Annotated in this window: 10 protein-coding genes; 5 read left to right on the top strand and 5 right to left on the bottom strand. The window is 44.1% G+C overall.

From position 1 onward, the window contains the following. A complete protein-coding gene (locus tag ACO067_RS18955) occupies window positions 1-873 on the bottom strand; it encodes a hypothetical protein (protein WP_421877016.1) in 873 nt (290 codons plus the stop codon). Beyond that, window positions 870-1,700 carry an alpha/beta fold hydrolase gene (locus tag ACO067_RS18950; RefSeq protein ID WP_421877014.1) on the bottom strand — a complete coding sequence of 277 codons (831 nt, stop codon included), beginning with the start codon at window positions 1,698-1,700 and terminating at the stop codon, window positions 870-872. Before ACO067_RS18950 ends, ACO067_RS18955 begins: the two co-directional genes overlap by 4 nt. Before the next feature lie 62 nt (window positions 1,701-1,762). Between ACO067_RS18950 and ACO067_RS18945 the strand changes: the two genes are divergently transcribed. The 3 genes from ACO067_RS18945 to ACO067_RS18935 all read left to right on the top strand — a co-directional run bounded on the left by ACO067_RS18945 (window position 1,763) and on the right by ACO067_RS18935 (window position 4,456). Continuing rightward, a complete protein-coding gene (locus tag ACO067_RS18945) occupies window positions 1,763-2,470 on the top strand; it encodes a sulfotransferase family protein (protein WP_421877012.1) in 708 nt (235 codons plus the stop codon). Window positions 2,471-2,559: 89 nt separating this feature from the next. Continuing rightward, complete coding sequence (locus ACO067_RS18940) at window positions 2,560-3,381, top strand: phosphate ABC transporter substrate-binding protein (protein WP_421877010.1); 822 nt, start codon at window positions 2,560-2,562, stop codon at window positions 3,379-3,381. A 175-nt stretch (window positions 3,382-3,556) separates the two neighbouring features. After that, on the top strand, window positions 3,557-4,456 hold the full coding sequence (locus ACO067_RS18935) for an aminotransferase class IV (RefSeq protein ID WP_421877008.1): 900 nt from the start codon (window positions 3,557-3,559) through the stop codon (window positions 4,454-4,456). A gap of 9 nt (window positions 4,457-4,465) precedes the next feature. On the opposite strand, the gene ACO067_RS18930 is transcribed toward ACO067_RS18935, so the two are convergent. Then, the gene (locus tag ACO067_RS18930; protein WP_421877006.1) at window positions 4,466-5,923 is read right to left on the bottom strand and encodes an alpha-amylase; all 1,458 of its coding nucleotides are present in this window, start codon (window positions 5,921-5,923) and stop codon (window positions 4,466-4,468) included. A 57-nt stretch (window positions 5,924-5,980) separates the two neighbouring features. Then, complete coding sequence (locus ACO067_RS18925) at window positions 5,981-8,026, bottom strand: glucan 1,4-alpha-maltotetraohydrolase domain-containing protein (protein WP_421877004.1); 2,046 nt, start codon at window positions 8,024-8,026, stop codon at window positions 5,981-5,983. A 221-nt stretch (window positions 8,027-8,247) separates the two neighbouring features. Between ACO067_RS18925 and ACO067_RS18920 the strand changes: the two genes are divergently transcribed. Beyond that, the gene (locus ACO067_RS18920; protein ID WP_421877001.1) at window positions 8,248-9,708 is read left to right on the top strand and encodes a helix-turn-helix domain-containing protein; all 1,461 of its coding nucleotides are present in this window, start codon (window positions 8,248-8,250) and stop codon (window positions 9,706-9,708) included. Between the two features lie 24 nt (window positions 9,709-9,732). Further along, window positions 9,733-10,431: an RsmE family RNA methyltransferase gene (locus ACO067_RS18915; RefSeq protein ID WP_421876999.1), complete on the top strand. Its 699-nt coding sequence runs from the start codon at window positions 9,733-9,735 to the stop codon at window positions 10,429-10,431. On the opposite strand, the gene ACO067_RS18910 is transcribed toward ACO067_RS18915, so the two are convergent. Beyond that, window positions 10,428-19,985, bottom strand: a complete 9,558-nt coding sequence (locus ACO067_RS18910; protein WP_421876997.1) for a beta strand repeat-containing protein — start codon at window positions 19,983-19,985, stop codon at window positions 10,428-10,430. The genes ACO067_RS18915 and ACO067_RS18910 overlap by 4 nt on opposite strands. Between the last annotated feature and the right edge of the window lie 26 nt (window positions 19,986-20,011).

The raw sequence follows: 20,011 nt of genomic DNA, 5'->3' as shown, positions 1-20,011 counted from the left end.
TCATGGTTGCTGCATCTGTAAAAAACTGATCTGATACCGATTACTTTTTTTGCTGCTACTCTCCGGTTTATAGACATAGTGTTCCTCAAGCAGAAGCTGTACCGGCCTGATGACTTTGCGATCAATCTCAAATTGGACGTTTCCTTTCCATAAATACTTTTCCATCACCTCAGTGTAGAAATCGTAGCGTTTGTTTACATCAAAATCGTACTGGAAGTACAATTGTTCTATTTGAAAATCGTCATTGATAAAATACTTGAAATGAAAGCGGTCAGGCAATCCTTTCATCCGCTGCTCGATTACCATTCCATTAGAATAAAACCCAATCAAGTCATAAAAATAGTCATCCAAATAATCAAGGTCTGTTGCTCCGTGTGTCAGGCCTAAAAATTTGTAAACATCATCCTTAGCACGCTGCTGCAATGTACTATCCTGAAAAACCAGAGAGTCTATGACCAGGTCTTTCTCAACTACCTGCTGATAACCTTTGCTCACATAGTAGCTAGTGCGAAGAGCCAGCTTATGTGTATTGATTATTGCTTTTTTAAAAACCTCTTTTGGTCCTATATCTGTCACATACACATTTTGGAGCTGCTCTATCTTCTCAGGCATCACTATGACGTGGCTGATAGAATCCACAGAAAGTACGAGCATTTGCATGCCTACATGCTTGAGGATAATAGTGTCGGTGATTTGAATAAACGAAGATAGATCAAACTCCCCTTCAACATCAGTTATCGTACACTCGTCCAGCGTTTTATCACACACATGACAGAACTGTACCGGATTACCTGCAGAATCCTTTACAGCAACTCTCTGACCATAAACTGTCGATAGACAAAAAAGAAGAAAAATGGATAATAAGCATCTCACCTAGCGAATATATCCACAATAGCGCGATTGATAGCTTCAGGATGACTCCAGGGTATAAAATGATTCGCTCCTTCCAAATACCTTACTTCTACAAGTGAGTCTGATATCATTCTATGAGCAAACTCGGCGTTTTCTTTTGGTACCAGCATATCTTTTGTTCCCTGCACCACTATCGTTGGGACTCTTATTTGATCCCACAGTGGAAGCATGAGTTGAAGCTCATCTTTTAGTGGTAAGATTTCCTCATTACTCACCCAAAAGTCTGTCGGGGTGAACCACCCTCCTACTTTAGTATCTATCCAACTCCTGTACCATTCGTACTTTTCTTGTTCGGGATCTATAGAAGGCGCCACCATAACTAACCCATCTACTAACTCTGGGTAATCCATAGCGATTCGCGCAATTACAGGACCTCCTAGTGAATGACCAACCAGTATGACCCGTTCATGCTCAAAATGTCGGATGACTTCAGAGATAATTGCTGCTTGTGCTTCCATGCTGGACATGGGCCTACCACGGTCCGAAAGACCATATCCCGGACGATCCACGGAAACCATGTCAAAAGATTGCAGCAAGGAATCATTCTTGAAGTAGTCCATGAAGGCACTCCAAGATCCCGGTGATCCATGAACAAAAACGACCAAACCTGAACGGTCATTATCGACATATACATAGTGTAAGTGATTGGAATCCAATGTTACGATACCTGATTCTGGTTTGTAGGTGGCTTCTGCAAACGCTTCGTTTATTTCAGACGGGTCCATTGAAAAGTCTATACAGCTAGAAGTCAAAGCCATGAAAATCAAAGGTACAAGTGAACGCATCATCAGAATCAAAAACGAACTTTCATCCTTTTAGTTTATTTTGGCTACCCGGATAAACGCACGTTATGATTGTCAACCTCATCTCTTCTCCAAGAAATATCTCCACCGCGACCATGTATGCTTTTGCCAATCATGGCGCTTTCAAAGTGATGGATGAGCCATTTTATGCCTATTACCTGCAGCTCACAGGAGCAGATCATCCCGGCAAAGAGGAGATCATTCAGAGTCAACCCACCTCTGTCCAAGGGGTGCTCGAGTGGATTCACGACTCACAAAAGCTCAATCAACACTTGTTCATCAAAAACATGGCACATCACTTGATTGATATGGATTTGAACTTTCTTCAGGACTATACCAACGTGCTACTTATACGCGACCCAAAGCAGCTGATCACCTCCTTTGCCAAAGTGATCCCCAACCCTAAGATGAGCGATATTGGTGTGAAACGGCAATATGAGATCTATCAGTTTCTTGGGGAAAAGTGCATTGTGCTGGACTCCAATGAAGTGCTAAAAAACCCAGAGAATGTCCTCAAAAAGTTGTTTGACAATCTGGAAATCCCATTCTCCGCGACTATGATGCAATGGGAGCCTGGAGCCATTGCAGAGGATGGAGTATGGGCCAAATACTGGTATGACAGTGTCCACCAGTCCAGTGGTTTTTCAAAAAAGATTACGTCCAATCCGGCATTTCCAAAGCACTGCTTAGCACTCCTGGAAGAATCCATGCCCTATTACTCTCAGCTACATCAAAAAGCAATCAAAGCTGATTAAATAAGCTTAACAGATAGTTAGTCATTTCATAATGGCAATTAATTATCAATCAACAGTACGGACATCTAGTTTCGTGAAAAAAACCAACCATGAAATCAGTTCTTCCTTTTTTTGCACTTGTCCTCACGATATGGGGTTGCAACCCCGAGAAGTCACCTAACCAAAAACTAAAATTAAAAGGCAGTGAATCCATGCATTCTGTATTCATGGATCTTAAGGAGAATTTTGAAAAAAGCCAACCGCACATCCAGTTGGAAATAGAAGGTGGAGGTAGTAGAACGGGTCTAGAAGCTATCAAAGAAAATCAAGCGGACATTGGACTATCGTCGTTTGCCTTCGATTTAGAAAGGGAGCTGGGCACAAATCATGGCATACTGGAAAAGACAGTGGCTTTTGACGGCATTGTTCTAATCACGAATGAGCACAATCCGCTGGACTCGCTAACCGACGACCAAATAGAACGAATCTATGAGGGCTCCATATACGATTGGGGGCAACTTGGTGGTAATCCCGGAAACATCATCCCAATCACCCGAGATGAAAACTCCGGTACACAACGATTCTTTACAGATCATTTTGCCATAGAAAAGCTATCCAGCACAGCAGTGGTGTCTGACGAAAACAAAGATATCTTGAACCGAGTCCAGGGCAATATCAACGCGATAGGCTTCATTGGTTTTGCTTACTTCACCCAGGGTGTACACGAACTGAAGCTGGCCACTGAAGATTCTAACGGATATCGTTCTCCCACCAAAAGGAACCTTCAAAACAATTCTTATCCATTGAAACGAGGACTAAGAGTATACTATAGAAACTCTAACAATGAAGCTGTAAACCAATTCATTCATTATCTGGAGACAACTGAAGCGCAAACAATCATCGAGTCTTATGGACTGATTGCGAATCATTAAGCATATCAGGCTCTAAAATGGGGTCTAGGTGATCGTGTTTTCAATACCGAACTGCAATTGCCAATAAGCTATTAAATGCAATTTAAGGAACAGTGCAGGGCAAAGAAGATCAGCAATTTGCGGAGATGTATTGAATTTCTCATAATTTTCAGTTTGTTTCCAAAACAGAATCCTAATGCTCCAAGAATTTAATCCTAAAAATGAACGTATCCATGTATGGGTAGGTAATGGTCTGGTGCCCAGAAAAGATGCCAAGGTATCGGTTTTTGACTCGTCAGTACAAGGCGGCGATGCAGTATGGGAGGGATTGCGCAGATACAAGGAAGGACTATTCTGTTTGGACCATCACCTTGACCGACTCTATGAATCAGCTAAGGCGCTAGCGTTTACTACCGTTCCAGAGCGGTCATTCATCAAGAAGGCAATTAAAGAGACCTTGCTGGCAAATGAAATGACCCATGATACCCACATTCGCCTCACACTCACCCGTGGCGAAAAAGTCACTTCAGGCATGGATCCAAGACTAAACCAGTCCGGACCATGCCTCATTGTGCTGGCAGAGTGGAAACCCTTGGTCTATGACAATGAAAACGGGATTCGAGTTATTACAAGCACCCAACGGCGCAACAATCCACAATTCCTGGATAGTAAAATCCATCACAACAACTTGCTAAATAATATTCTGGCTAAAATCCAGGCCAACTTTGCTGGAGTAGATGCGGCGATTCAGCTTGACCATCTAGGGTTTGTAGCAGAGCTCAATGATACGAACTTGTTCATGGCCAAAAATGGTGTACTCTACACTCCGTTTGCAGATGCCTGCCTGCATGGCATCACCAGAGGTTTAGTCATTGATCTGGCCAGAAAATTGAATCTAGAAATACACGAAAGGAACCTAAGCCTGGTGGAGTTTTACAATGCTGATGAAGTGTTTGCCACTGGCACTATGGGAGAGCTAACGCCTGTCAATGAAATAGACGGTAGACTCATAGAAAATAAATCAGGAATCAAACTTAGAGCGCAACTGCAAGCAGCTTTTTCTAAGATGATTCCTGATCTGTGTGAACAACTTTAAATGACTAGACTAGATGTTCGGTGACCAAACACTATAGCTGTTTGGCGGGCATTGGATCTTCACCCATCCGCCACTCTGTGTGGTAGGATACCAGCCAGAGTTACCCGTAAAATCTTTGATCTGTGTGCTATTCCAGTTGGTTGGCACCCATCTTTCTACCCAGCTGCTGGAGTTGTTTAGGTAAACAATCAGTCCTGGGTTACCGCCATATCCATTTCTGCGCGCAATGTACTCATCGTTATCCGTGTAAAGGATGCTGGTGTTCCCAGTGGCCTTGTTATTATGAATCCAGATAAGGTTATTCAACTTGTTCTTATCCAACCAAGCCTCATAGTCTTGATAAAATATGCATGGATACCCTTCATGCGTGAGAATGTAAGCATACGCCAGGGTTTTGTTCCATATTTCATCCGTATCATGATTGGTCACGAAAGTCACAGCCCTGTAGGAGTTGCGTTTCCACATCATGTCATCATTTAGGACATTGAGATTGCCTCCATCAAAGGCGTCGTTCATCTTGTAATAAGCGGCAAAATCAAATACTGAACTATTGGCTGCATTGGCCCACCAGTTCAGATAGTCCACGTTAGCATCCCACAGCTCTCCCACAGAGAAGCCGCCAATGTTGCTGTTCCAGCTATTGATCACCCAAGGACCAAATCCTTTTACATAATCGAACCTCCAGCCATCAAAGCCCATTACATTTTTATAGTATTTACCAACCGCATCAGATCGTCCCCACAGCCAATCCTGAACGTGTGGCACTTCATGGCATAAATCTGCAAAGCCTCCAAAAACGCCTTCGTCATTGCCGTGCACCCAGTTGGGGTGGAAATCGTGCTGAGTTCTCGGAAATTTGCCAGAAGCCACACCACTATAATCGGTGTAGGTGTTAGTGCCTGTATATTGATTGGCTTCCAAAGCTCCTCCACTGTTATGATTCAGTACAATATCCGCATAGACTTCCATGTTTTCACTATGAGCTGCTGCAATGAGGTCCTCCAACTCTGATCTTGACCCAAAGCGGGTTTCTACTGTTCCATTTTGGTTGTAATCCCCAAAATCATAGTAATCTGTGGGGTCATAACCCATGGAATAAGGGCCATTCTGTGCTTTAGAGGCCGGCGGTAGCCAGATTGCGCCAATTCCAGCACTGGACCAATCATCGGTTTTGGACTCAACTACTTCCCACCAGGTACCTCCGGCAGGCACATCCCAATAAAATCCTTGCATCATTACACCACCACCCGGACCGGCAGTGAAGCGTGCATCACTTGAATTAGGCTGGGTGGAAAAAGGGCGTCCATCATGAGTGGTAACATCGACTACTTTGATCTCCTTCTGAGCATCGAGCAAGTCATTTTCTGGTGAGTTGTCCTCACAAGACCAACCAATGGCAATAAGTGTAAAAGCCAGCAATGAGCTCCAAAGCTTGGATAGTGAGTTTTTAAATTGTGGTTTCATCATTTTGAATTAGGGTTTGATTTATCATTTTTTTCATAAATCATTACAGCAGGAAGTGCACTATTTGACGATGAGTTTTTTGGTAAATACTTCTCCATTCACAGTCAATCGCACGATATACATGGCTTTGGATGGCGGAAGTTGATCAGCATACAAAGCGACCTGGTGATCACCTTTTGCTACTCTCTTGTGAAGGAGCTGGACACTCTGCCCTGATGCATTGAACACATCAAGCTGTACGCCAGATTCCTCCTCCAGTCGAAATGAAATACTCGCCTCTCCAAAAAATGGATTGGGATACATCTCAAATGATTCTTGAAAAAATGCGACTCGTGCGCTACTAGACCAGCTCCCATTCTGCCAATATGCTTCCGGTCCACATGTATATAAGTCTGCAGTCTGTCCCCCGCCATTGTAACTGAAGATCACATTAGAGCAATTCGCCTGAATAGTTATGCTATTCCATCCATTGCCCGTGCTGGACATAGCTGAACCTGGCCAGCCTCCTAGCAGCGGACCGTTGCTATCCCATGCATAGCAATGAGTATATCCCTGTGCATAAACCGTGAGTGTATTACTTCCTCCTCCCAAAGGGTCCGATCCATACCATTGACCATTGTAGAAATAAGGTGTATCATCACAAGTATTTAAGTCTGCTGTCTGACTCCCTCCATTATAGCTGAAAATAACATTGGCACATTCAGCGTTGATAGTGATTTCATTCCACCCATTTGCTCCTGAAGTCATTGCAGTTCCCGGCCAGCTACCGAGCAGTGGATTTTGATTGTTGTCCCAAGCATATGCATGTGTATAGTTTTGTGCATAGACGGTCATTGTAGTACCGCCACCTCCACCTGTTCCATTACCTTCCTTCCAGATAGCATAGTTATTACCAGAAGCTGCTACTTGCCAGACACCACCCATACCCTCATTGGCAGGATCTCCCCAGTTGGAGTAGCCCATTTTTATGAAGACGGTAAAATTATCGCCATCTATAGAAGCAACATACAGTCCATTTTCACTGCGATGGATGGTCACGGGACTTTGGCTGTGAATTCCGGCCTCTTTTCTAACCTGGATGAGTGCTTTAATTTCGTTAGTCACTGTACTACCCCATTCGTAGAGGTGGTTCCAGTAAATACACGGCACTCCTGGATGCGTGAGCAGATAAGCATAGGCTTGACCTACATTGGTTCCATTTAGCACATTGTTATTGGGATCATAGTCAGGAGTGTCATGATTCTCAATGAATGTGGTGTAGTTCTTAGGGTCCCAACCAATACCACCTGCAGGACTTCCCTGATAGGCAAGGTAGGAATAGTTATTATCCCTGATCACACCTTTCAGTGAATAATAAGTAGAGAAGTCAAACGCAGTAGATCCAGTGTCGTCAATCCAGTCCTGCACCACTTGCTTGTCCTGATTCCAGTTTTCTCCCACAGAGAATGTAGGATTGGTGTGCCCGTTATAAACGGTGAAGTAGTACGGATCAAATCCGTGAACAAAATCATAACGCCAGCCATCATACCCAATAGCTTTCAGGTTGTCCAAAAAAGCCTTGATGTCATTCTGAACAAATGTCTGGGTATGATCCACATCACGCGCCGCAGCATAAGGAGTCCCCGTGTCATTATTACCTCTCAAGCCAATAGAGCTATACGCCGGCTGACTCCACACTTCATCATCGGCAGTGATGGCGTTGGTCCCCCAGGTAGGGTTTGTAAAGTCCACCCAATTGGTCGAACCCACTCGGTGGTTGATTACAATGTCTGCAATCGCTTCGATACCAAGTCCGTCTAGGGTAGACAGGAGACTTTGGTGCTCACTGAGCGTTCCGTAGTTGTTAGCAAAGTTATTGAGTTCTCTTGGTAGATACCCTTCCAGTGAACCGGCATTGCTGGGTGGTGGCAACCAGATCATATCTATGCCTGCTGCGTCCATGTCTGCAGCTTTAGCTTCTACATACTCATACCAGTCTTCTGTGTAGTCATGTGAGGCTTCCCAGTAGAATCCCTGTAAAAGAACCCGGTCATCATTGGGTACTTGTGCCGTGACCCACAGGGTCATGACAGCTAAACAAATTGTAAGTAGTTGTTTTTTCATCATCAATTTGGAATTAGGTTTATCATAATAGTTTTATCAAGATGATGCTGAATTTCACCCATTCTAACACATGTTTCGCCTCATTTTATAAATTGATACTTTTATAATTAGGTAGATGTATTATTATAAATCCACCATTAACTAACTTTTAGATTGAATTATTTTTGAGGAATTCATAATTAGTCGAATTAGCAGCGGTGAACATTAAGGGAACATTATGCATAATGTTATTATGTGTAAGTCTATGGGGTCATACCCAAATAGACTCTACCAATCAGACTACTATTGTAGTAGACCAACTGCCCAATAACACCCCCCATGATGCTTCGCTCTACCTGGCCACAGACCTTGATGGGTGGATTCCTGACCTGGAGTCTCGGAAATTTGAGAGGACGCCTACTGGCAAATACAAGCTCGTGGTAAACCACAATCAAGACACTTTCTCTTTCAAGATCACACGCGGCAATTGGGACGCTGTAGAAGCCCGGGAAAATGGTCGTGCTCGACCAAACAGACAGGTTATAATCAGCAGTCCAACTGAACAGGTCTTAGTAGCAGTGGAAGCATGGGAAGACATCTCCATCGGTACTTATAGAATTCACATGTTTTTCTTGTTGATCATGTCTATCCAGGGTTTTCTATTGGTCATTGCCATTAATACCATTCGCAACCAAAACAAACGAGCCAATTCGATCTTATCCATACTCTTAACACTGATCACCATATCCCTGCTGGGAAGAGCATCCACGTTTGATCCTGATGTGTTCACCTGGCAACCCAAGTTGATTTTCGTACCAGAGCTTATCTTGTTTACCTACGGACCGATCTTTTACCTCTATATTCAAAAGCTGCTGGGCATGGATCGCAAAGAACCTATTTGGTTTCAGTTTGCCCCGGCCACAGTCCAAATGGCACTTTATATTCCATTCCTGATGATGGAGGAACAAACACTGATCTACCGTATCATCGATAAAGACCTCTTTCCATATTTTGCCACCACAGGGTTATTGGCCTTATTGTTTAACTGTTTTTACTGGCTAAAATGCCGTGGATTGATCAAGTCCTATTCCAGTCAAGACCATCTCTCTGACAAGCAGAAAAAGTACGTACGTTTCCTTGATGGAGTACTCAATATCAAAGCAGTTTATCTCTCACTGTGGGCAACCGCTGTGGTCATATACCTGGTGGGCGAGTTTACAGAGTTACACTTACTCTACTTGTCAGAATACCTAATAGATCTATTGTGGTTGCTTTTTTCACTCATCATTTTTGCTTTGGCCTATTATGCTGTAAAGCACCCAGAGGTATTGCGTGAACGCAGAAAGTATCAAGATTCCAGGCTCAATGAGGATGAGGTGACCATCGTCAAAGCAAAGCTCATGCGTATGCTAATGGAGGAGCGGATTTATCTTAAACCGGATTTGACGCTTGAGTATGTGGCCCATAAAATTCCAACAGCCACCCATACGCTCTCCAGAGTGGTCAATGAGCAGTTTGACCAAAACTTCACTGAGCTCATCAATACCTACCGCATCAATGCCTTTGTGCAGAGAGTGGAGAAAAGCCCACAAGACTCCTACCTGGAAGCGGCCCTGTCGGTAGGTTTTAACTCCAAGCCCACTTTTAACAGGGTGTTTAAAAAGATCAAAGGATGCACTCCCAGACAATATTTTAATCAGGCTTGACAATCGTTGTTTATCTTCGAAGGAATGATCTACTTCTACCAACCGGATATTGCTAAAGGCATTCATGAGCTGCCTGAAGATGAGCACCAGCATTGCACAAGAGTTTTGAGGAAAACATCTGGTGACGAAGTGGGAATATTTGACGGTGTGGGCGGCATGTACAAAGTCCTGCTCACCGAAGTATCCAAGAAGCAGACCAAGTTTGAGATCGTTGAATCCCGTCAATTGGTACGGAAATCGTTTTATAACCATATAGCTATAGCACCCACTAAAAACATGGATCGAATAGAGTGGTTCGTGGAAAAAGCCTGTGAATTGGGAGTGGATGAAATCAGCTTTTTGCTCACCAAAAACTCTGAACGGGACAAACTGCGCATTGATCGGTTGGAAAAGAAGGCTGTAAGTGCTTTGAAGCAATCAAAAAGCGGTTACCTGACCAAGATAAATGAGTTGGTCAAACTTGATCAATTCCTTTCGCAGACACCATCTGATTTAAAATTCATTGCGGTTGTGGAGGAAAACCTCCCCTATTATGCTGAAGTACTGCAACAAGACAGGAATGTCCTTACACTAATAGGTCCTGAAGGGGATTTCACCCAAGAGGAGTCCAAATCGGCGGTGGCATCCGGTTTCAGAAAAATAAGTCTTGGAAAAAGTGTCTTAAGAACAGAAACGGCCGGCCTTATGGCCAGCCATTTTGTTAATACTATTAATCGATACTAGTGAGCAACCATTCTTACCACACGTTTGTTGTCTCCCTGGACTACTACCAGGTAAAAGACTCCTGATCCTATCTCCTCACTGAATTCTACCAAATAATCCGCCATCCCCAAAGTAGGTTTTACCTGCTGCTTATTAAGGACCCTTCCTGAAGCGTCCATTAAAACAAACTGAATTTCACTCAACTCGTCACCAGTAGTGATTCTTACATTCACCTCCGGACCTACTATCGGATTAGGATATATAGATACATCCATCCCACTAAAGAAACTATCGTTATTCGCTGCAACAATGCCACTGTACTCGTACTGTCCGTCAAAATCTACCTGTCGCAAGCGGTAGTAATTAATGCCTCGGTACGGCTGCTGGTCTGTAAACTGATAAGCCAATAGCTCATTCGAATCACCAGATCCCTTGACTATTCCTATTATTTCAAACTCGCCATCCTGATTGATCCGTTCTACTTCAAATCGATCATTACTTTTCTCTGAGGCAGTCTGCCAGTCGAGGATGACCACTCCATCTTTAGCAGTAGCCTTGAATTCTACCAGGTCTACTGGTAAAGGAACAGGTTCATTGGACCCAAGTGTGACGAAATTGGTACTGAAACTCAAATCGGTATCAGAAATCACGGAACCACTGGAAGCCGACATGCCCGAGTAGGTAAGATTACCATTGCCGTAGCTTTCCCAGGTCTGATCCACAGCATCCCAAACCATGACACGCAGATACTGCCAGGTGCTTTGTCCAGAACCTACATTGGAGTCTCCATCCCAGTAAGGTCTTACATCCGCTGTAGCTGGTGATGCCACCGATACTTCAAACAAGTCCTGCTTGAATATTTTGGATTTAGCATCATTGACCTCACTGCTCCAGGTGGAGAAATCATAGGTAGCATTCACATTGGTGATTAGAGAGCTAGCAGTAGTTGGGTTTCTGTCATGATACTGGACCATCCAGTCCTTAGTCCCTCCATAGCCCTGGGTGTTGCTCACAGAGAAAGGAAGGTAAACAGTGCCATCCCCAACAGGGAAAAACTGCACATCTGTACTGGTCTCCAGTCTTCTCAACAGTGGTCCATCAACAAATGTGGATGATCCAAAATTACCAGTGATACTTCCTGTGTTGAGTATGATCAACGAGTTATCTGCATTCGTTGTAATCCTACCGTTCGTCATGATGAGATCTTCTACCTCCACATTGTCATCTGCCGCATTGTCGATAGTAAGTCCCGCACTATTGTCGACCTCCAAACTTTGCAAAGCCTCAGCGCCGGTAAAATCTCCATCGATAGTTTGCTGTGATGAACCATCCATGATGATCAAAGCGTTATTGAAATCTCCATCAAAGGATGCTGTAGGATCTTTAATGATATTTCCTTTGATATTCAGTGTAGTATTGTCTCCCAGTGTAAGTGAGCCTGCATCAAGTATTTCCAAATTCTCACAGATATCAAAAGATGAACCATTCGTAAGGACTTTGTCCCCATCACCAGAGAGAATCAGGCGTCTCAATCGATCGAAAGGAAGTGCCAAATCGACATTATTTCCTGTGGTAACGTTGAGTTCAAAACCACCACCCGTGGTACATCCTGCGTCAGCTTCAAAGGAGGTGTATTCACCAGCAGGTAAGGAATTGGTATTGGTCAACCGAAGGGTTCCGTCTCCTGTGAGGGTTCCAAGATTCACACCAGCACCCGATATATTCAGCGTTGCACCAGACTCAATGGTTACTTTCCGGAATCTCCAGAACTCATTTGTCAGGGTCAGCGTAAAATCTCCTGCAATACGTAAATCGGGTGATTCTCCAAGTCCTGGAGCAGTTCCTCCTGGTAGTGTAGCATAAGATAATATATCATCCACATCTCCGCTTCCCGTCACCTCAGTCACATATTCTGGGACCACATCTGGAATAGCCCCTCCGCATAATGCAGCGTCACTATCATCTCTGGTAATCCCGGCAGTGTAGGTACCGGACAGGTCATCACTGGTCAGGTTTGCATAGTCTGCCACCGAGCTTGCCTGGAACATCGACACATTGGCCACCTCATCAAAAAGGGTCTCACTGTAGTTTTTGTCCCAGGAAGAAGTATTGTCCAATAGGCGAGCCGGAGCATAATTGGTCAGATCCAGTCCCTGAGTATTATCAACTGCCTCAAGATTATCAACGTGATAGAGAAAAATAGACCCATCAAAATCAGTAATATTATTTGATCTCAACAGCCAGTAGAATTGTAGAATGTTATCCAGATCTACATAATCACTGTTGTCTCCGAAACATGTTTCATCAGAATCATCAGGGATACCTCCTGCAATATCTTCAATCGGCTTGATGGTAATTTCACCGGCATTACCTCCTGTCAGAGAGGTCACATTGATCTCTGCTGGTGTGTAGTAGTTTAGCCCGATCGGATATAAATAAGTACCCACAAAGGCGTCATTGTAGATTTTTCGAACACCATTATCGGTAATACTAGCATTTACTGTCACCATGCTGTTGGTATTGAAGTCCGTTCTAGATGTGCCGCCACTTCCATTTTCGAAAATGGCACTTTCATTCATAATCAACAGGTTTCCACCAATATTAAGCACACCAGAGCTGAGTATGATCTTGTCATTAATCTGGAAGGTCTTTCCGTCACCTGGTATTTCCACACCATTGGAATTATCAATAGTCAAAACGCCAAATTCGCCGGTATCGACTGAGGTATCCAGATTCTGACCATCACCACCACTAAAAACGATCCCCGGCCCAGCTGAAGCACTTGTATGAATAGCGTCATGTACCATATCCCCTTCCAGATAAACAGCAGATGTCCCGGTGCTGAGCGTACCACCCAAAACACTTAAATCATTTGCCACCGTGAAACTATTACTCACGGTCAATGTCCCTGAGCCGCTCTTTTCTAGATTGAAAAACTCTGTGGTACCTGAGCCAAGAATATCTTGAGCCGAATTAGATGGGAAATAAGTAGTTTGCTGATTGATATCGGTGCCTCCGTTGACAAAGAATCCATCATTATCAAAGTCACCATTTACTGTAAAATCGTATCCATTGGCATCAAAAGTTCCTCCTGACTCAATAGTCACCGCGTTTACTTCCAAATCTGTATTGTAGATCTTGGCGGTTGGGTTGTTGTTTCCAGTGATTAGAAGACTACTCAGACCAACGTTTGAATCAATACCAATATCATCTTGATTGGCTGGTGTATCTGCACTCCCGATAGTAATCGTGGACCCAGTAACATCTACATCATCAACATCAGGCTTAATGATCAATGACCCGACGGTAGATGACCCGTTTTCACGAACAATGGTAAACTCGCCACCAGTCAATGTAAACTCACTGCCACTGTTGATTACTTCAAATACTCCACGTGTAGCTGCTGGAGCAGCTTCTATACCAAAGCGGGCAATACCTCCACTCTGGGAGTAGTTAAGCAAACCGGTAACAGCCGTTAGTTTCCTGCGGACCTGAGATCCCACCAGCAATGATCCGGCTGAAACATCTATAGTAGCATTGTCAGAAGATCCATATTCAATAAAGTTATTGCCATTATCTCCTGTTACTGACATATCCAACGTGCCTCCAGATATTCTCAACAGACCATCCAAAATCAACCCGATATTGTCGCCAGAGATAGTGGCATTACCTTGAGCTATTTCCAAACCTCCAGATCCTGAAGAAGCATCGTCATTGAATGCATTAGGAAGATAAAAACTCCCCTGAGTACCATCAGCAAGTACTACGTCGATGGCAGGGTCGTCAAGAATGAGTAGTCCATTAACTATTTCAATTGACTGAGCTCCGATATCTGTCGGTTCTGTAAGGGAAATTTCAGCAGAGATCGTAAAAGAGTTAGTAGTATCTGAACCTTTGTTGAGTACCAATTGATACAAATCAGGTACTGAGGCGGTGGTGTTCGTCAACGAATGATCTCCTTCGCCCTGCAGCTCTAATATGACATTGTTGTCGGCGGAGGTGGTAAACAAATCTAAGAAGGCATCGTCTGAGGCATCATCCTGCGTGAGAGAAATATCTCCACCAACTTTAAGTTCATGATTAACTCCATTTCCACCACCAGATTCAATATCCAAATAACTATCCGCTCCAAACGTGTTGTTTCCATTGATCCTTAAATCACCCCCAATAGACAAGGTATGCGACACGGTTCCATTGTCGAACCTAATCCTGCCATGACCATAACCGACTCCAACTTCAGCATCTCCATTGACAGTAATGTCATCTTGTACCCACAAAGCCGCTCGGTTAGCAACCTGCAGTTGTGAATTGACCTGTATGGGATTGGTAAATGTAACAATGCGCTGATTCCCCCAACCATCAGTACCACCATTGCTACCTCCTGTGGCTGTGATTCTAAGTGTCGGAAATTCAGAAGGGAAAGTTGGCATTACCACAGCATTACCTGTCCCAGCGCCTCCTTGATGTGCGAGGTTCCAGGTACTATTCTCATTGTTCAGAAAATCACCAAAATCATTTGTCGCATCAAATGTTGGCACGTTTCCTGAATTGCTAAAAAACAACTGAATTTCTCCATTTCCGATGACTCTACCCCAATCATGATCTGTACCTGACTGTGGAAAAAGTCTAGCTCTCTCTTCACCAGCACCCGCTTCTTCAAACTGAATTTCAGCCACAGTAGTGTTGATATTCACATCGAGTCTGATTGGCACTTGCGTCCATGACCCATTGATCGATGGTCCATTATGAGCTCCAAGAATAACGACATCTCCAGCCCCTGGGAGTGAGGATGCGGTAGCACCCTGAACCCCAACAGTGGACCATGTACTCTGCGTATTCCAATTTTGATCTCCATTACTAGTTTTTCTGGTATAAAAGATCTCCGGGGCCCCTACAAATCTGGCAGACTCACCAGCAGTGTAATTGGCTTCCTCCAGCGTGAATCCAGTTCCTGGCCAAGGTGTGGTCCAGTTGTTATCGACATTTCCCTGATCGTAAACACCATCTGCTGTACCAGAGTCTATCTCATCATTTGCGTCATCACCCACGGCATCTACATTGGTACCATTGAACATGATGATGTTACCTGGGTTCGTTCCAACGATATTACCAGAATTACCCGCTGCTCCACCATCCTTCACCGCTTGATCTGTACCATCATTGGATCTGAGGTATGAACCACTAGACTCTACCTTACCGGGTACATAGTTGGTTTCATCTCCACCGTCTATATCGCTATCATCGTATTGGAAAATCCATGAAATTTCAGGGAGTCCGGCATCAAACCCTTCTGTGCTCACTTTCCAGTAATAGGACAGGATGTCCCCTCCTGTCAAGTCCGTCGTTTGGAGTTCTTTGTCCACTACTCTCACGGTGACATACTCATCTCCATCATAGGTAACGCCCGCATCATCTACCACATGCATGACTGCTGGTGTGTAGCGCTCGGTTGAGTTGGCAGCTGTACCTATAGGGAACCACAGTCTATCAGGTGTGTTGTAAACCTGACCATCTACATAATAAGTAGCCCGATCTACAATATTGTATTCCTCCGTATAGTTTGCATCTGGGAAGGATGGTGTGGCACTTTCATATAAAGTCAATGATCTAGGCATCTTGATGGAAAGACCTCCATCTGAAGCATTACCAGCCATGCGGATGTAATCAGATGTGGAATAAACTCCCTGACCACCTACAGCCGGAATGAACCCGCTTGATGACAAGTCCAGAAATTCAAAGACATCTACTTTCAGATTATTGGTCCCAATATCAATTACACCAGCAGCATATTGCAACCTGCCCACGGATAGGTCACTGGTCAAGGTAATATCAAAACCTGCATTGTTTATTTCCAGATTACCAAACCCCGAACCTTCTGTGGAGTTAATGGTCACATCGCCTCCAGCCCGAATATTGACCGTTCCTTCTTTTCGGGTGGTACCATCTTCATACACAAAGCATTGGCCCTGATTGGTAATTGATCCTAATAAGTACATGCCGTAGCCTACAGGATCACCCACCGTACCAAACGCAGTTCCGTCACTTTCAGTCAACTGCAAGGTACTAAACGGATCATTTTGATTCAGCGTACCACTGAGTAACTGGAACTCATTCGTCACCACTACGAGACGAACTGCATATCTACTAAGGTTTTTACCTCCACCAGAGGTTTTGTACAAACTGGCATTGCTTCCAGGGCTACCATCACCCTTACCAGGTGACTTAGCCGCCAAATACAGGACAGCATCATCTTTGTCGATTACCCAGTTGTAAAAAGGCAAGGTGTAGACTCCGTAAGTCTCATCTCCAGATCCAAATCCTGAAGGCCAGGGACCGGCGTCAGGATATTCAAACTCTACCAGCGAATTGGTGTAAGTGGTAATATCGCCCACATACAATACTGCATTCTCGCCTCCATTCATGGTCACCGTGGCACTGCCGTCATTATCACTACCATCCCATGCCCATACATCCAGCACACCACTATCTTCTATATACAAATCACCACCTACTTCCAGGTTAGAACAATTATTGAGTGGACACAAATCCAAATAAGCTCCGTAAGTGTTAGAGCCGGATGTTCGGGTGGTGCTGGTTTTAATTCTGAGGTCATTATAAACGACCAAATCAGAGTCAGTGATTTTTCGATCATTTACTCCTCCGGGACCATTTGTGAGTGAGTCAATAGTAATTTTGGCAGAAGTAGCAGCATTCGAATTGTAAATATTCAAATTCCAAAAAGGTGCTTCGGAAGAAACGATTGAGTTTCCTGTTATTGAAGAATACAGATTGACCGTACCTCCTGTCACGCTTATATTGTCCGGATCAGAATTGATAAACAATAACCCTGAGCCTGTGGCATCTTTGATATTGAGGGTACCTCCGGTCATGGTAAATGCATTACCTTCATAAGTCAGTGCAAAACGTGCATAATCCGCATTTGCCGATCCTGCCGCTTGTCCCAATATCGGACTTTCCCCAGCAGAATAATCCCAAACATTCACAGTACCTCCAGTCTGCTGGAACCCACCTTGCGCCACACTCCCCTGAATAGACGTTCTGATCTGACTCACCCAGACCTGTCCACCTGACACATTAATCTGACCAGCATCTCTGGTGGTGATTCCACTGCCAGATGGCACCTCCAATATACCCGCAGCTACTTCCAGTACTCCATATGGTGTAACAGCCGCTCCTCCCGTTTTGGTTACATTGGCTCCATTCACTAATAGCTTTGCATTGGCTCCAATAGAGTAATTCCCGGTGGTATTCAACCTCACACTTACGTTCGTACCTAAACTCGCCGTACCTGTAATCAAGGCAAATGCATTGTCATTGTCATTAGGTGCATCTACATCACCATCCACATTGTCATTGGCATAGCCAGTGAGAATAAAATTACCTGGATCATCTGCCTGGATATTAGCCGTGAAGTCTACAGATCCTTTTACAATTTCTAATCTATAGAAATACGTTAAGCCATTGCAGTCTATCTGCTGATCGGAATTGGTAGAAACCAAATTTATATCCACCACGCCATTTGTTGACTCGGCAGCATAGTTAACTGCGGTACGATCCGAAAACTGGGCGGTACCTTCATTTAGAAAGTTCCCATACAAATTAAACTGGTGTCTTGCGCTGCTAGCGGGCACATTGGCTGTAGTCACTCGTCCATCTTGAGTAGAGCCATTGTTTTCTACAGAAAAGTCACCAAGCACGGTGAGTGTCCTGCTAGTACCCGATCCGTCACCAAACTGGAAGGTACCAAACCTCACATCAAAGTCTCCATTGACAGTCAAATCAGCGCCAAGTTCAATAACATCAGTATTATTATCCAACCTGATCCTTACATCCTTGAACACCTCATCCTGATCAAATGTGAATCCAGTACCACGAACTTGCAAGAGCCCTCCATTCGCTGGATTTCCAAAACCATTGGAGGTGATCGTGTTGCCATCTGGGAAATTACTCACTCCTCCATTACCGCTGATACGGATAATTCCCTGACCATTAATGATATTAAAGTCATGGCCCGATGATGTGGTCATATCAAGAGTTCCATCTACTGTCACACTAGCCACAGTCAGATTGTTTGTAGTGGATTGAATGGTCACCGTTTTTCCATTTCTTATGATGACATCATCCTCTATTCCTGGCACTTCATCTAAGGGGTTGTTAGGTATTGGTGCGGACCCTGCATCAAGTGTCCAGGTATCCGAATCAGACCAATCACCGTTTTGAAGCACATACCATGTTCTTGAAGTAATCTGTGTTCCCTTACCAAGAGTATAATATCCAGATCTTAATCGGCTGGATGGTATGGAAACCACCACTTGATCCGTACTTTCAATAGCATATGAGTTGGCAAAAACCCTGGTAAAATCATCAGCTGTCGTGCTTCTGTAAAGCAAAACAAAATCAGTAGAAGCGCCACTCAGTGTGAGACCAGCTTCTGAAAAATCAAAGCGGAATTTCGTTTCTATACTCGCTGCATCGGTCAGGCCGTTTTGACTAGTCTCTATGTAATAATCCTTTGCCCATCGCTCAGTTACATTCACTCCATCTATGTTAGTAACTGCTCCCGTGGCATGAGCCGTGCCTGCATCATGAGCAAAAAAAGCAAATTCATTGGTTGCATCGAGCTGAGCAGTGGCCTCCAATTGCAGCCCACTGCTATAGCCTGAAATGTCATGAAGGTCTGTACCATTGGCTGTACCGATAGCCCGTAAGTCATCGTCATACGCGGCATCATAATCAGTATAATTACCAAAGAAATCATTGGTGATAGTCAGGCCATATTTGTCGGCTAGATAGTTTTCTATAATAAGGCGTTCTGCTCCGTTGAGCGCTGTCCTAAACATGATGACTTCTGCCAACTCACCGTTGAAGTAAGTGCCATAATCATTATTCAAAGCTCCCATTATGAAGTTGGAAGTGGAGTTGTTCACTGTACCGGTCTTGCTGTTGGATCCTTCATCATCAGATCCAAGAAAAATCTGTTGTTGTGAGCCATTATAGGCTACAGTAAATAAGTTGTCACCGGAAACGGTAGGGTTATTGGAATTGAGTACAGTATTACCAGAGGTATTGACTGCAAAGTGAAGGTCATTTCCCGTATAAGTGTAGATGTAGTATGACATCTGCGACCCAAAGGAAGTCCTTTTTGACAAAATACCCCGCGCACTTGCATCTGTGGCTACTCGATTGTAGACTCCAATAATGGTCAGTTCATCCAGGTTCAGATCAAGATCATCGTTATCTGCTAAAGTCAGATAGCGCTCTGTACCATCAAACTGAACCACATTAAACGTACCGGCATCCAGACCATCATTTCGAAAAAGAGGAACTGGATCAGCTGCCTGTTGCAGAAAATCATTCCCATTGCCTGATAAATCACTCCATGTGGTCACTGGGTCATCATTGACTAAAGCAGCCGACAATGAGCTTGGATTTTGTGCATCCAACCAGAGAATATTGTTGGTGCTATTTCCTACACCGGCCGGTCCGGTCTGAGAATAGACTATAGTTAGTGTGAAAAGCAGTAAAACTGCTAGAGTTGACGGTTTGCGAAGCATGTGTGTGAGGTTGATCTGTGCCTTAA

The sequence above is a fragment of the Marinoscillum sp. genome (assembly GCF_965229915.1).
Lineage (GTDB): Bacteria > Bacteroidota > Bacteroidia > Cytophagales > Cyclobacteriaceae > Marinoscillum.
The sequence above is the reverse complement of the archived record's forward strand: the minus strand, read 5'-3'. Positions and strand labels throughout refer to the sequence as shown.

What these genes read in the sequence shown, in the direction of transcription:
- ACO067_RS18950 (WP_421877014.1), bottom strand. Translation starts at nt 1,700, where the DNA reads ATGATGCGTTCACTTGTACCTTTGATTTTCATGGCTTTGACTTCTAGC.
- ACO067_RS18945 (WP_421877012.1), top strand. Translation starts at nt 1,763, where the DNA reads ATGATTGTCAACCTCATCTCTTCTCCAAGAAATATCTCCACCGCGACC.
- ACO067_RS18940 (WP_421877010.1), top strand. Translation starts at nt 2,560, where the DNA reads ATGAAATCAGTTCTTCCTTTTTTTGCACTTGTCCTCACGATATGGGGT.
- ACO067_RS18935 (WP_421877008.1), top strand. Translation starts at nt 3,557, where the DNA reads ATGCTCCAAGAATTTAATCCTAAAAATGAACGTATCCATGTATGGGTA.
- ACO067_RS18930 (WP_421877006.1), bottom strand. Translation starts at nt 5,923, where the DNA reads ATGATGAAACCACAATTTAAAAACTCACTATCCAAGCTTTGGAGCTCA.
- ACO067_RS18925 (WP_421877004.1), bottom strand. Translation starts at nt 8,026, where the DNA reads ATGATGAAAAAACAACTACTTACAATTTGTTTAGCTGTCATGACCCTG.
- ACO067_RS18920 (WP_421877001.1), top strand. Translation starts at nt 8,248, where the DNA reads ATGTTATTATGTGTAAGTCTATGGGGTCATACCCAAATAGACTCTACC.
- ACO067_RS18915 (WP_421876999.1), top strand. Translation starts at nt 9,733, where the DNA reads ATGATCTACTTCTACCAACCGGATATTGCTAAAGGCATTCATGAGCTG.
- ACO067_RS18910 (WP_421876997.1), bottom strand. Translation starts at nt 19,985, where the DNA reads ATGCTTCGCAAACCGTCAACTCTAGCAGTTTTACTGCTTTTCACACTA.